We start from the raw sequence: 12,423 nt of genomic DNA on the forward strand, positions 1-12,423 counted from the left end.
AGTCGATCGGAAGGTCGTGCTCTAGGAATGATGATTCTAGAGCAGCTTATGCCCGTTCGGCGGAACCGCGGAGCGGTTCCACTCGAACGGGCGCTGCTCTAGCCCCGCGCGGCTCAGTAGCGCATCGTCAGTGTGACGCCCAGCGCCTGCCAGGTCTCGTTGCCGCCGATCGCCCGCAGCCCCGCGCCGGGCCAGGCCGATGTCGCCCACCCGGTCAGCGAAACCGCCGGCGTCAGCAGCCGCGTCCACTGCACGTAGATCTCGTCGAGCAGCCGCGGCGTCGGCACACCGGAGGTCACGTCGATCCCGCTGTCCGTCACCGAGACCTGCGTCGCCTGGCCGAACTGGATCGGGCTGTTCGTCTGGTTCGCGGCGGAGCGCAGGTAGAGGACCTTCACGAAGTCGCGCTGGCTCGGCATCAGGTCGAGCGCGAAGCGGTGGACATCGAGGTTGGTGTTGAGGACCGAATAGCCGCCGCTCGCGCCGAAGAACCAATTGTCCAGGCCGTTGCCGTAGAACAGCGGGTCGAAGCGCTCGACGCGCGCCGTGTCGGGGCGGTCTCCGGAGAAACTGGCATATCCGTAGGAGATGCGCGGCACCCAGGGCAGCGCGGCGAAGCGATAGGCGGCTTCGAGGAACCAGGCATTGGCCGCCATCGAGATGCGGTCGTTGCGCTGCACCGTGAACTCGCCGCGGAAGGACGCTCCGTCGAGGCCCAGCCGCGCACCGTCCAGCTCACCGAAGCCGTGCCAGGAGACGAGACCCTCGCGGGCATCGGGCAGGATGCCAGCCGGCGCTAGCGGATAGACCGCGCTCGAGCGGATCGCCTGGAAGGCCGTGAAGCCGATCCGCGTGCCGCCGTCCCATCGGTACTGCACCAGGCCGCCGGCGAGCTCTGTCGCGGTGTCCGTGGACGGCACCTCGTTCGCGTCGAGCCAGAAGCCCTCGGCCGAGAAGCCGCCGTTGGAAAGGCGGATGATCGCGGTGTTCGCGAAGGCGCGGCGGGGCATCAGCGACACGGCGCCGCGCGAGAAGCCATTGCCCGCACCCTGGGCGATCAGCATCCCGGAGCCGACGATGTAGGGCTGCGCGCCGGCGGATATGTCGATGTTCCACATCCCATCCGGGCGGCTGGTGCGCAGTCCGACGAAGGCCTTCTCCGGCAGCACGGCCCCGCGATCGCCGGAGCCGTAGACGTCCAGCCCGAGCGTGCCCGCCGCGACGATGCTGACGCCGCCATAGAGTGTCGCCTGCGGCGCGACTTGCCAGGTCGCATCGACGCCGGGGGCGAGCATGAACTCGCCCCAGTTGGCTCGATCGGAAAGACCTGGCGGCCCGTAGCGCGCCGCCAGTCCGTTCCAGGCGCCGCGATGCATCTGGCCGGAGGCGATCCCCTCGATGCCGCCGGTCACGCGCAGACCGTCGCGCTCCCAGAGCACGGTCGGCGTCGGCGTGCCCTGCGCCAAGGCAGGGTGGTGCGCCGCGGCGACCAGCCAGAGCATTCCGCCGAGCAGCCCCGCCTTTGCCAAGCGGCGGTTCCGCTCCGCTACCCGCCCTGTTAGCCTGGATCGATGAGCGCCCGATCCGCCGCCCGGAGAGGCATGCCGAAGCATGGCACAGTGGAGCCTTGTGCTGCCGAGGCCGTTCGCTCCGCCTTCGCGCATCGCTTCGTGGAGGCACAATACGCCTGGACCACGATGCTGCTCGACCACCTCATCCTGTGCCGCCGGCGGATCGGCGACCTCGACGCCGTGCTGGTGCTCGGCGTGCTCGGCCTTTCGGCGCTTGCCACGGCGCGCCATCAGTTCGGCCAGCCGGCAGCCGGCACGCCGCCCGACCACCGTCCGGACACGCTGCCGCCGGGCGGCGGCATCAATATCCAGAGCCTTGCCGACATCACGTGCATCCCGCGCGAGACCGTCAGGCGCAAGCTCGACATGCTGGCGCGCGCCGGCTTCGTCGAACGGCAGCCGGAAGGCGACTGGCGCCTGAGGCCCGGTGCCAGCGGCGACGCGGCGGCACGGCACGAGCTGCAGGACGTCAGCGACGACGCCGTGGACGGGCTGGCTCGGCTCTGCTCCCGGCTTCTCGTGCTGGCCGGCTCCGCGCCACCGCCCGCCGCCGCGGATCCCGCCGCCGCGCGGCGCTGACGAAGCCGTCGCCATCAGCGCGGGCGCAGCGTGCCGCCCTCCTGCCGCGGCGGGAATTCCGCAAGGCTGCGCTGGTGCTCGGCCAGGAGGTCGCGGATGACGCCGCCGAGGAAGGCCTTGCGCATCGCCAGCAGGTTGGAGCGATGGCCGTCGCGCTGCTCGAAGGGATCCATGCGGAGGTTGAACAGCAGCGAGCTCTGGCGGAAGAAGTCGAAGAACCCGTTCCGCTCCAGGAAGTGCGTCTTCCACGGGCCGAAGCGCAGCGCCGTCATCTGCCCCTCGTTGTAGTAGAAGAAGTGCTCGCGCGCCGAGGGGCGCCCTTCGGTCCAGTGCGCCAGGTTGTCCAGGCCGTCGATCATGACGTTGTGGCTGGCGCGCAGGCTCGCGCGCGGGTCCTGCACGCCCGCCGCGGCGGCCAGCGTCGTGAACAGGTCCATGTGCGACTGGATGCCGTTGGAGACGCTGCCCGCGCGGATGCGCGCCGGCCATCGCATCAGCATCGGCACGCGGACGCCGCCTTCCCAGGTCGTCGCCTTCTCGCTGCGGAAGGGCGTGGTGCCGCCATCCGGCCACCAGGCCGCCATGGCCCCGTTGTCCGAGGTGAACATCACGATCGTGTTGTCCCGCAGGCCGAGCGCGTCGAGCCGGTCGAGGATGCGCCCGACATGCGCGTCGAGCTCCATCATGCCGGCGCCGTAGATGTCGTCGCCCGAGGAGTGGGGCTGGGCGAGCAGCCGGCTTTCCGGCCGCAGATGCGTGTAGATGTGCATCCGCGTCGGGTTGTGCCACAGAAAGAACGGGCGGTTTTCACGCGCGGCGCGGTCCAGGATCGATAGCGTGCGGTCGAGGAACTCGTCGTCCACCGTCTCCATCCGTTCGCGCGTGAGCGCGCCGGTGTCGGTGCAGCGCTGCGCGCCCCAGGGGCCGAAGCGGGCATCGCCGGGAGGCTCCGGGTTGTCGGCCGGCAGCGCCACGCAATCGAGCACCCCGCGCGGCCGGTAGCGCGCGTTGAAGCCGGCGTCACGCGGCCAGTCGGGATCCTCGGGCTCCTCCTCGGTGTTGAGGTGGTAGAGGTTGCCGAAGAAGCTCTCGAAGCCGTTCACCGTCGGCAGGTGGCGATTGAGGTCGCCGAGGTGGTTCTTGCCGACCTGCGCCGTGATGTAGCCCTGCTGGCGCAGCACGGTGGCGAGCGTCGGATCGCGCTGGTCGATGCCGATCGGCGAGCCCGGCAGCCCGACCGTATGCAGCCCGGTCCGCACGGGATACTGGCCGGTGATGAAGGCGGCGCGACCGGGCGTGCAGGTCGCTTCCGCATAGTGGTCGGTGAACAGCATGCCTTCGCGCGCGATGCGGTCGATGTTCGGCGTCGGCACCATCATGCCGTGGCTGTAGGCGCCGACATTCCAGTAGCCGACGTCGTCGGCCATGATCATCAGGATGTTGGGCCGGCCCTGGGCCGGCGCTTGCGCCTGCGCCGGCAGCACCCCCTGGCCGGACAGCGCGCCTGCCGCCAAGGTGGCAGCCAACAGACCCCGCCGCATGAGCATCCTGCTGCGCCCCCGCCGGCTGCGCCGCGCCGGACCGGGATGGCGGGCGGCATCGCGGGTCAAACACTAGCCGCCGCCGTGCGCAGGCCAAAAGGGGCAGACCGCCCATTCTGGGGGTGCGATGGCCGCGCGGGTCACTCCACCACGATGTTCTGCGCCCGCGCCAGCTCCTGGAAGGTCGCGAGCTCCCGCAGCATGAAGGCCCGGAACGCCTCCGGCGTGGTCTGCTGCGGCATCTCGAGGAACGTGGTGCGGTAGCGCTCGATCGTTTCCGGCATGCGCAGGAAGGCCTGCGTCTCCTGCGAGAGCCGGGCCAGGATCGGCGCCGGCGTGCCCGCGGGCGCGGCCAGCCCATGCCAGGAGGCGAGCTCGGCGCCCGGATAGGTCTCGTTCAGCGCCGGCAGGTCGGGATAGCTCGGCATGCGCGCGGGCGCGGTGGTGGCCAGCGCGCGGATCCTGCCGTCGCGGATGAGCTGCGCGGTGGTCGCCGCGACGTCGAGCGAGCAATCCACCGTGCCCGCCAGCAGCGCCTGCAGCAGCGGCCCGCCGCCGGCGAAGGGCACATGCGTCATGCGGATGCCGGCCTTCGCCATGAACAGCTCCATGCCGAGATGCAGCGAGGAGCCGACGCCGGAGGAGCCGAAATTGATCGCCTCGGGCCGCGCCTTCGCCGCCGCGACGAGATCGGCGACGCTGCGGACGTTCGGCAGCTTGTCCGGGTTCACCAGCAGCAGCGCCGGCGTCACCGCCAGGTTGGAGATCGGGGCGAAGTCCTCGACCGGCCGATAGGGCAGGGGCTGGCGCCGCACCGCGGGCACGATGGCGTTGGCCGCGATGTTGATCAGCCCGATCGTGTAGCCGTCCGGCGCCGACTTCGAGAGCGCATCAACCCCGATGGTGCTGCCCGCGCCGCCGCGGTTCTCCACCACCACGGAACGTCCGAGCGCGGACTGGAAATGCGCCGCCAGCATGCGGCCCACCAGATCCGCTGCGCCGCCGGGCGGGAAGGGCACGATGAAGCGGATGTTCCGGGACGGCCAGGCATCCTGCGCGCGGGCAAGGCCCGGCATGGCGAGGCCGCCGAGACCGAGCATCAGGGCGTGGCGACGGGTGGCGCGCATCGGCTTTCCTCCGGTTCCGTTCCGTGGCTTGTCATGCGTGGAACTTGGTTCCACGATATGGACACGCGACAGGCGGGTCAACCGCGCGCGCAGGAGGATCATGCGCCCACGCCCGCGCCCGGCCGAAGCGGAGGAGGATGGCGCCGCCGTTCCCGGCACCCAGGCGCTCACGCGCGGCCTCGCGCTGCTGAACCTCGTCGCCGACGCCCCGGCCCCGCTGCGCTTCACCGAGATCGCCGAGCGCGCCGGCCTTGCCCGCCCCACCGCGCACCGCATCCTGGCCGCGCTGACCGAGGCGCGGCTGCTGCGCCACGAGCCCGCGACGCAGACCTACGCCCTCGGCCCGCGCCTGATGGAGATGGCGCATCGCGTCTGGGAGGGTTTCGACCTGCGCGCCACCGCCGCGCCGGAACTCGAACGCCTCGCGCGTCTCGCCGGAGAGACAGCGCGGCTCGCCGTGCTGGATGGCGACGGCGTGCTCTATGTGGACCAGCGCGACGCCGAGCAGGAGGCGATCCGCCTGGTGAATCGCGTCGGCGCCCGCGTGCCGCCGCATGCGAGCGCGGCCGGCAAGGCGATGCTCGCGCAGCTTCCGGCGGCCGAGCGCCGCGCGCTGCTCGATCGCCTCGCGCCGGATGCGGCCGACGCGATCGAGCGCGACTGCACGCTCTCCGCCGCGCGCGGCTATGCGCTGTCGCTCGAGGAAGCCGCGGCCGGGGTGAATGCCGTCGCCGCCGCGGTGCTGGACCGTCGCGCGAGGCCGCTCGGCGCCATCGCGCTCGTCGGCCCGGCCTTCCGCCTGCCGGAAGCGAAGCTGCACGCGCTCGGGCGCGAGGTGATGGAGGCCGCGCGCCGCGTTTCCGGCAATGCCGCGCAATCGGCGATGACGCTGGCCGTCGCGCCGCGCCCCGCCGGCGTCTCGCCCGGCGTCGAGGTGGCGATCCGCGCCGAGGCGCTGCTCGGCGAAGGCCCGCTCTGGTCGCCGGCGGAGCAACGGCTTCTGTGGGTGGACATCCTGGCACCGGCCATCCACCTCAGCGATCCATCCACCGGCGCGGATCGGGTCGTCGCGACGGAGGAGATGGTTGCAGCGCTCGCGCCCCGCGCCTCCGGCGGCTTCGTCGCCGCCGCGCGTTCCGGGTTGCGCGGCTTCGACGGCGCATCGCTCGGCGCCGTCCTCGCCGCTCCCATTGCCGAAGGCGCGCCACTGCGCCTCAACGACGGGCGCTGCGACGCGCGCGGTCGCTTCTGGGTCGGCAGCCTGGCGCTCGATTCCACCCCCGATGCCGGCGCGCTGCACCGGCTGGACGAGACCGGCGCGCGGGTGATGCAGGCCGGGCTGCACGTGCCGAACGGCCTCGGCTTCAGCCCGGACAACACGCGGCTCTATCTCGCCGACAGCGCGCGCCGCCGCGTGGATGTCTTCGACTTCGACCTCGCCACCGGCGCCATCGCCGATCGCCGTCCCTTCGTCGCGCTGGCGGAAGGCGAGGGCGTGCCCGATGGACTTTGCGTGGACGCCGAGGGCGGCGTCTGGATCGCGCTCTGGGATGGCTGGCGCGTCGCGCGCTATACGCCGGACGGCCGCCTCGACCGCGAGATCCACCTGCCGATCCCGCGCCCGACGAGTTGCTGCTTCGGCGGCGCCGATCTCGCCACGCTCTATGTGACCAGCGCGCGCGTGCGCCTCTCCGCCGCGCAACTCGCGGAGGCGCCGCTCTCGGGCAGCGTCTTCGCCCTCGACCCGGGCGGCGCGCGCGGCCTGCCCGAATTTTTCTTTCGTGGCTAACCGGAGTCTTTTGCGAGTCATGACCCAGATCGCCGGCGTCTTTCCCGTGCTGCCCACGCCCTTCACGCCGGAGGGGCCGCCGGATGTCGCGGCCTTCCTGCGGCTCGCCGATTTCGCGCTGGAAGCCGGCGTGGACGGCGTGGTGTTCCCCGGCATGGCGAGCGAGGTCGAGACGCTCTCGGCCGAGGAACGCGCGCAGATGGTCGCGGCGCTCGGAAAGCACCTGGGCGGCCGCACCACCTTCGTCGTCGGCGCTTCCCACGCCGATCCCGCGCAATCCGCGGCGCGCGCGCGGGAAGGGCAGGCGGCCGGCGCGGTCGCCGCGATGATCATGGCGCCGCCCGCCTGCGGACAGGACGTGGCGCAGCATGTGGCATTCTATCGCGCCGTGGCGGAGGCCGCGCCCGGCGTCGTCATCATGCTGCAGAATGCGCCGGCGCCGAACGGCGCCCGCCGCAAGTGCGGCGCAGCCAAGCGCGCGGAGGCGCGCGCCGGCGATTGAGGGCGGATCGGGCACGATCCGCACGCACCAGCATCAGCGGGCGGGAAGGGTGGCCAGCGCGCGGCCGAAGGCCTCCAGCGTCTGCTCCACGTCGCGCGGCTCATGCGCGACCGAGACGTAGAACTTGCTCTCGCCCTTCATGATGCCGTCCTCGCGCAGCACGCGGTTCACATGCGCCTGCACGGCGCGGTCGGCGCGCAGCGTGGCGCGGTAGTCGGCGATCGCGCCCTCCGCATACACCACGTCGAACAGCGGCGGCTCGCCCACGATCTGCGCAGGCAGGCCCGCGCGCGCGATGCGCTCCTCCATCCCGCGCATCAGCGCGCGGCCGGTGGCGAAGGCGCGCTCGTACATCCCTGGGCGGCGCAGGATCTCCAGCGTCTTCAACCCCGCCACCGCGGCCACCGGATTGCCGGAGAGCGTGCCGATCTGCATCAGGAACCCGTCATCGCCGACCAGCGCGCGGTCGAAATGCGCCATGATCGCCGCGCGCCCCGCCACCGCCGCCAGCGGAAACCCGCCGCCGATGATCTTGCCCAGCGTGCAGAGGTCGGGCGTCACGCCGTAGTAGCTCTGCGCGCCGCCATAGGCGAAGCGGAAGCCCGTCACGACCTCGTCGAAGATCAGCACGATCCCATGCGCGTCGCACAGCGCGCGCAGCCCCGCGAGGAAGCCCGGCGCGGGCGGGATCAGCCGCTGCAGCGGCTCCACGATGATGCCGGCGATCTCCGCCGCATGCGCCTCCACCAGACGCGTCGCGGCGTCGAGGTCGTTGAAGGGCGCGACCAGCACCTCCTCCTGCACGCTCCTCGGGATGCCGGCGGAATCGGGCACGGGGCGGGGGAAGTTCGCCAGCACCTTCGGCGCCAGGCTCATCAGCCCGTAGTCGCTCATGCCGTGATAGCCGCCCTCGAACTTCAGGATGCGCTCGCGGCCGGTGAAGGCGCGCGCCAGGCGCATCGCATAGAGGTCGGCCTCGGTGCCCGATCCGGTGTAGCGCAGCTGCTCCGCGCAGGGCATCGCCGCCACGATGGCCTCGGCCAGCGCGATGCCGTGCTCGTTGTTGGCGAAGAAGGTGGTGCCGCGCGAAAGCTGCTCGCGCACCGCGTCCAGCACCTCGGGATGGCCATGGCCGAGGAACATCGGCCCGGAGCCGAGCAGGAAGTCCACGTATTCGCGGCCCGCGACGTCCCAGACGCGCCCGCCATGGCCTTCGCGCAGGATCACCTCGGGGGCGAAGTTGCCGAATCCGCCGGCCGGCAGGACGCGCTTCGCGCGGGCGATGAGGGCCGCTTCCTCGCTGCTCGCCACGCCGTCCATCCGCCCGCCTCCGTTGCCGCCCGGATTTCAGGCGCGGCGGCAGCCCGGCGCAAGCCCATCCCCGGATGCGTACGGCACGAAACCGCGGTCCGCAGGGGCATCCCCCCGCGCCGCGGTGCTTCGGCTCGATCGGCGATCGTGTCCGGCCTGCCCTGCGGCGGGCCGGGAGGGGCTCAGAAGCCCTCGCGCTCCAGGCGCTTGCGCTCCACCTTGCGGGCGCGGCGCACGGCCTCGGCGGCCTCGCGGGCGCGGCGCTCGGACGGCTTCTCGTAGTGGCGGCGGAGCTTCATCTCACGGAACACGCCCTCACGCTGCAGCTTCTTCTTCAGCGCCTTCAGGGCCTGGTCGATGTTATTGTCGCGAACGACGACCTGCACGCGGCTCAACCTCCTGGTGTGGTGTTGACGGATGGACGGATAGGCAAAAGCGGGGCGGCCCCGGCTCGAAACCCGAGGCCCCCCGTCACAAGAGGCGCGCTCCTTAGCATGTGTCCGGCCCCCGAAGGAAGGCCCTCCCGAAGCCGGCGCGGCGCATTACCTTGCTGCCGACACCGCCGGATTCCCAGACGATGGCCATCCTGAAGATCGCCCGCATGGGCCATCCCGTCCTCCACCGCCGGACCGACCCGGTCGCCGACCCCACGGCGCCCGAGATCCGCCGCCTGGTCGCGGACATGGCCGAGACCATGGAGGATGCCGGCGGCATCGGCCTCGCCGCGCCGCAGGTGCATGTGCCGCTCCGCCTGTTCGTCTGGCGCGGCGGCGCGGGCAACATCATCGCCCTGATCAATCCCGAGCTTGAGGCGGTGGGGGAGGAGACCGAATCGGCCTGGGAAGGCTGCCTCTCCATCCCCGGCCTGCGCGGCAGCGTCCCGCGCGCTTCCCGCATCCGCTTCCGCGGCGTGGACATCGAGGGCAAGGCGATGGAGGGCGAAGCCGCCGGCCTCGCCGCCCGCGTCATGCAGCACGAATACGACCACCTCGACGGCGTGCTCTACCCGATGCGCATGACCGACCTGTCGCTGTTCGGCTTCACCGAGGAATTGTCGCGCGCGGCGAACCGCGCTGCGGAAGGGGAGAGGGCATGATCGAGCGCAGCGAGGAGCGCGATTCGGCGATTCGCGCCGCCCTGGTGCATGTCCCGGCGCTCGGCTGGACCAGGGCGGCGCTGGAAGCCGGACTTCGGGACCTCGGCCGCGATCCGCTGGAGGCCGAATGGCTGTTCCCACGCGGCGCCATCGAGGCGGTGGAGGCCTGGTGCGACCTGGCCGACCGGGAGATGGAAGCCGCCGCCGCGGCCGAGGGCCTCGTGCGGTTGAAGATCCCCGCCCGCATCCGCCGCGTGGTGGAGCTGCGCCTGGAACAGGCCGAGCCGAACCGGGAGGCGGTGCGCCGCGCGCTGGCGTTGCAGTCGCTGCCCTGGAATGTCGCCTCCGCCATGCGGACGGTGGCGCGCACCGCCGATTCGATGTGGGCCGCGGCCGGTGACACCTCGGCCGACCTGTCCTGGTACACGCGGCGCGCCAGCCTGGCCGGCGTCTATGGCGCGACGCTCGCCTTCTGGCTGCAGGACGACGAGCCGGGCTTCCCGGCGACGCGGGCCTTTCTCGATCGTCGCCTGTCCGATCTCGCGCGCCTCATGCGGCCGCGGCGCCCCAGGCAACGCGTGGCCTGAGTCTGCGTTGCCGAGGGGCAACCACCCCGGAGCCTTCCATGCGCGGCGTTCTTCTGTGGCTGATCGGCATCCCGATCCCGATTATCATCCTGCTATACCTCTTCGGGGCATTGTGAAGACTCTCGCACTCCCCCGCGCGGTGGAGTAGGCAATAGGCAGATGCGCGACGCTGCGGTGACCGGGGGGGCCGGGCCGGCACGGCCGCGCGAGGGGAGACCACCGCCCATGCGCCAGGGAAATCGCCGCATGACCAGCTTCCGACTCCTGCTCGGCGGCCTTGCCGCCGTGATCGCCGGCCCGGCGATCGCGCAGTCCTGCCTGCAGACCGCGGAGCGCACCGCCTTCGACGTGCGCGCGCTGCAGAGCCAGCTCATGGTCGCCGCCCTCGCCTGCAATCGCGACGGCGAGTACAACGCCTTCGTCCGCAAGTTCCAGCGCGACCTGGCCGCCTCCTACAGCGGCATGGCGGGGCATTTCCGCCGCACCGCCGGCGGCGCACATCAGCGCGAGCTCGACGGCTTCATCACCCAGCTCGCCAATGCCCAGTCGCAGGACGGCATCCGCGCCGGTTCGCACTACTGCCCCCTGGTCGCGCCGCTGTTCCAGCAGGCCCTCAATGCGCGCAATGTCGACGAACTGGCGAGCCTCGCGGTGGAGCGCAACGTGCTGAACCCGATGAGCGCGCCAACCTGCACGGCCGGGGCCCCGCCTGCCACGGGCCGCGCCGCCACAACCCGTACGGCCGCCCGCTCCCGCTGACGGAGGCCCGATGAAGCGCTTCTGGGACGCGGCGGCGATCGCCGAATCCGCGGGGCGCTTCACCGTCGCGCTGGATGCGCGCCCGGTTCGCCTGCCGGGCGGGGCGCCGCTCACCGTCGGCTCGCGCCCGCTGGCCGAGGCGATCGCGGCCGAATGGAACGCCGCCGGCGGCGGGCGCCGCGACAACACCTTCTCGCCGGAGGAGGTGCCGCTCACCCGCCTGGTCGGCACCGCCGCCGAGCGCATCGCGCCCGACCCGGACGCAACCATCGCCGCGCTCGGGAAATACGGTGAGACCGACCTGCTCTGCTACCGTGCCGAGGACCTGCGCCTCTCTGAGCGCCAGGCCGCCGAATGGGACCCGCTGCTGGACTGGGCGGCGCTCGCGCTCGACGCGCCGTTGCGCGTCACCGCCGGGGTGATGCCGGTGGCTCAGGACCCGCAGGCTCTTTCCGCGCTGCGCCGTGCCATCGGATCCTACCCGGCCCTCGAGATCGCCGCCCTCGGTGTCGCCGTGCCGGCGCTGGGCTCGCTGGTGCTGGGCCTGGCGCTGGCCGCCGGGCGGCTGGATGCTGCCGCGGCGCATCACCTTGCCACCCTGGATGAGCGCTTCCAGGAGGAGTTCTGGGGCCTGGACGCGGAGGCCGAGGCCCGCCGCGCCCGCGTGGCGGCCGAGGTTGCGCTTGCCGCGCGGCTGATCGCCCTGGCCCGCGGCTGATGCCGGCGCGCCTGCTCCGCATCGAGGGGCGGGTGCAGGGCGTCGGCTATCGCGACTGGCTGATCCGGGAGGCGACGCGCCTCGGCCTGCATGGCTGGGTGCGCAACCGCGCCGATGGCAGCGTGCAGGCCCTGGTGGCGGGGGAGGAGGGGGCGGTCCGTGCCCTGCTCAGCGCCTGCCGCCGCGGCCCCGTGCTGGCCCGCGTGGACCGCATCGAGGAACGCCTGGCCGAACCCCCGGAGGAACCCGGCTTCCACCGCCGCCCCACCGGCTGATCCTTTTCGTCCTTGAATTGTCAACCATTCTGCCCTATCCGGGCCGGGTCAGCGGGGACCTCCCGCCGCGCCCGGTTGCGTGATCGGACCCCGTCGCGGGCCCGGACCAGGGTGCACCAGTCACGGGCTTCCGCCTTACGCCGAAGCCGGCTTCGACACTCCTCTGGCGCGCTCGCAGCACGCGGGGCGCACCGCACCCACCGCCCGCAGGCTTCGCGCGGCGGCATGAGCGGATTCGATTTCACTCCATGTCCTTCGACACAATCCCCTTCGATGCCTTGGGCCTCGACGGCCGCATCCTCCAGGCGCTGACCGAGGAAGGCTACACCACCCCCACGCCCATCCAGGCGCAGTCCATCCCCGCGATCCTCGCCGGGCGCGACCTGCTCGGCATCGCCCAGACCGGCACCGGCAAGACGGCCGCCTTCGGCCTGCCCCTGCTGCATCGCCTGGCCCAGGGCGGCGGGCGCCCGCCGCCCGGCGGCGGGCGCGGGGGGGGCCGCGCCCCCCCCCGCCCACCGGCCCGCCCGCTCGCCCCCCCCCCCCCAGCCGAAGGCCGCCCAAGCAC

The 12,423-nt window shown here is 72.4% G+C and carries 14 protein-coding genes; 9 read left to right on the top strand and 5 right to left on the bottom strand.

From position 1 onward, the window contains the following. Positions 1–113: 113 nt before the first annotated feature. Positions 114–1,529, bottom strand: coding sequence for an alginate export family protein (locus tag AC1MIR_RS01085; protein ID WP_480026342.1), 1,416 nt, complete (start codon positions 1,527–1,529; stop codon positions 114–116). A 72-nt stretch (positions 1,530–1,601) separates the two neighbouring features. Between AC1MIR_RS01085 and AC1MIR_RS01090 the strand changes: the two genes are divergently transcribed. Further along, positions 1,602–2,150: a hypothetical protein gene (locus AC1MIR_RS01090; protein ID WP_480026343.1), complete on the top strand. Its 549-nt coding sequence runs from the start codon at positions 1,602–1,604 to the stop codon at positions 2,148–2,150. A gap of 14 nt (positions 2,151–2,164) precedes the next feature. Here AC1MIR_RS01090 and AC1MIR_RS01095 read toward each other — a convergent pair whose 3' ends face one another. Both AC1MIR_RS01095 and AC1MIR_RS01100 read right to left on the bottom strand, forming a co-directional pair. Continuing rightward, a complete protein-coding gene (locus AC1MIR_RS01095) occupies positions 2,165–3,676 on the bottom strand; it encodes an arylsulfatase (protein ID WP_480026344.1) in 1,512 nt (503 codons plus the stop codon). A 155-nt stretch (positions 3,677–3,831) separates the two neighbouring features. After that, the gene (locus AC1MIR_RS01100; protein WP_480026345.1) at positions 3,832–4,818 is read right to left on the bottom strand and encodes a Bug family tripartite tricarboxylate transporter substrate binding protein; all 987 of its coding nucleotides are present in this window, start codon (positions 4,816–4,818) and stop codon (positions 3,832–3,834) included. Between the two features lie 100 nt (positions 4,819–4,918). On the opposite strand from AC1MIR_RS01100, the gene AC1MIR_RS01105 reads away from it, so the two are divergent. Both AC1MIR_RS01105 and AC1MIR_RS01110 read left to right on the top strand, forming a co-directional pair. Then, entirely contained in the window at positions 4,919–6,607 is a 1,689-nt protein-coding gene (locus tag AC1MIR_RS01105) for an SMP-30/gluconolactonase/LRE family protein (protein ID WP_480026346.1), read from the top strand. A 19-nt stretch (positions 6,608–6,626) separates the two neighbouring features. Continuing rightward, positions 6,627–7,109, top strand: coding sequence for a dihydrodipicolinate synthase family protein (locus AC1MIR_RS01110; protein WP_480026347.1), 483 nt, complete (start codon positions 6,627–6,629; stop codon positions 7,107–7,109). A 33-nt stretch (positions 7,110–7,142) separates the two neighbouring features. Here AC1MIR_RS01110 and AC1MIR_RS01115 read toward each other — a convergent pair whose 3' ends face one another. After that, positions 7,143–8,429, bottom strand: coding sequence for an aspartate aminotransferase family protein (locus tag AC1MIR_RS01115; protein WP_480026348.1), 1,287 nt, complete (start codon positions 8,427–8,429; stop codon positions 7,143–7,145). Positions 8,430–8,602: 173 nt separating this feature from the next. Continuing rightward, positions 8,603–8,806 carry a 30S ribosomal protein S21 gene (gene rpsU, locus AC1MIR_RS01120; RefSeq protein ID WP_007006360.1) on the bottom strand — a complete coding sequence of 68 codons (204 nt, stop codon included), beginning with the start codon at positions 8,804–8,806 and terminating at the stop codon, positions 8,603–8,605. 191 nt (positions 8,807–8,997) lie between these two features. Between rpsU and def the strand changes: the two genes are divergently transcribed. The 6 genes from def to AC1MIR_RS01150 form a co-directional block, all read left to right on the top strand. Beyond that, the gene (gene def / locus AC1MIR_RS01125; protein ID WP_480026349.1) at positions 8,998–9,516 is read left to right on the top strand and encodes a peptide deformylase; all 519 of its coding nucleotides are present in this window, start codon (positions 8,998–9,000) and stop codon (positions 9,514–9,516) included. Then, positions 9,513–10,103, top strand: coding sequence for a COQ9 family protein (locus AC1MIR_RS01130; RefSeq protein WP_480026350.1), 591 nt, complete (start codon positions 9,513–9,515; stop codon positions 10,101–10,103). Before def ends, AC1MIR_RS01130 begins: the two co-directional genes overlap by 4 nt. A gap of 246 nt (positions 10,104–10,349) precedes the next feature. Next, a complete protein-coding gene (locus tag AC1MIR_RS01135) occupies positions 10,350–10,862 on the top strand; it encodes a hypothetical protein (RefSeq protein WP_480026351.1) in 513 nt (170 codons plus the stop codon). 10 nt (positions 10,863–10,872) lie between these two features. After that, entirely contained in the window at positions 10,873–11,580 is a 708-nt protein-coding gene (locus AC1MIR_RS01140) for an ATP12 family protein (RefSeq protein WP_480026352.1), read from the top strand. Then, positions 11,580–11,855 (top strand): acylphosphatase, encoded by a 276-nt coding sequence (locus AC1MIR_RS01145; RefSeq protein ID WP_480026353.1) that lies wholly within the window; start codon positions 11,580–11,582, stop codon positions 11,853–11,855. The genes AC1MIR_RS01140 and AC1MIR_RS01145 overlap by 1 nt, the downstream gene beginning before the upstream one ends. Before the next feature lie 248 nt (positions 11,856–12,103). Beyond that, on the top strand, positions 12,104–12,423 hold a 320-nt coding region (locus AC1MIR_RS01150; protein ID WP_480026354.1), incomplete at its 3' end, for a DEAD/DEAH box helicase.

It is taken from the genome of Falsiroseomonas sp. RANM36, from assembly GCF_056682175.1.

What these genes read in the sequence shown, in the direction of transcription:
- AC1MIR_RS01090 (WP_480026343.1), top strand. Translation starts at nt 1,602, where the DNA reads ATGCCGAAGCATGGCACAGTGGAGCCTTGTGCTGCCGAGGCCGTTCGC.
- AC1MIR_RS01130 (WP_480026350.1), top strand. Translation starts at nt 9,513, where the DNA reads ATGATCGAGCGCAGCGAGGAGCGCGATTCGGCGATTCGCGCCGCCCTG.
- def (WP_480026349.1), top strand. Translation starts at nt 8,998, where the DNA reads ATGGCCATCCTGAAGATCGCCCGCATGGGCCATCCCGTCCTCCACCGC.
- AC1MIR_RS01105 (WP_480026346.1), top strand. Translation starts at nt 4,919, where the DNA reads ATGCGCCCACGCCCGCGCCCGGCCGAAGCGGAGGAGGATGGCGCCGCC.
- AC1MIR_RS01100 (WP_480026345.1), bottom strand. Translation starts at nt 4,818, where the DNA reads ATGCGCGCCACCCGTCGCCACGCCCTGATGCTCGGTCTCGGCGGCCTC.
- AC1MIR_RS01140 (WP_480026352.1), top strand. Translation starts at nt 10,873, where the DNA reads ATGAAGCGCTTCTGGGACGCGGCGGCGATCGCCGAATCCGCGGGGCGC.
- AC1MIR_RS01110 (WP_480026347.1), top strand. Translation starts at nt 6,627, where the DNA reads ATGACCCAGATCGCCGGCGTCTTTCCCGTGCTGCCCACGCCCTTCACG.
- AC1MIR_RS01135 (WP_480026351.1), top strand. Translation starts at nt 10,350, where the DNA reads ATGACCAGCTTCCGACTCCTGCTCGGCGGCCTTGCCGCCGTGATCGCC.
- AC1MIR_RS01115 (WP_480026348.1), bottom strand. Translation starts at nt 8,429, where the DNA reads ATGGACGGCGTGGCGAGCAGCGAGGAAGCGGCCCTCATCGCCCGCGCG.
- AC1MIR_RS01145 (WP_480026353.1), top strand. Translation starts at nt 11,580, where the DNA reads ATGCCGGCGCGCCTGCTCCGCATCGAGGGGCGGGTGCAGGGCGTCGGC.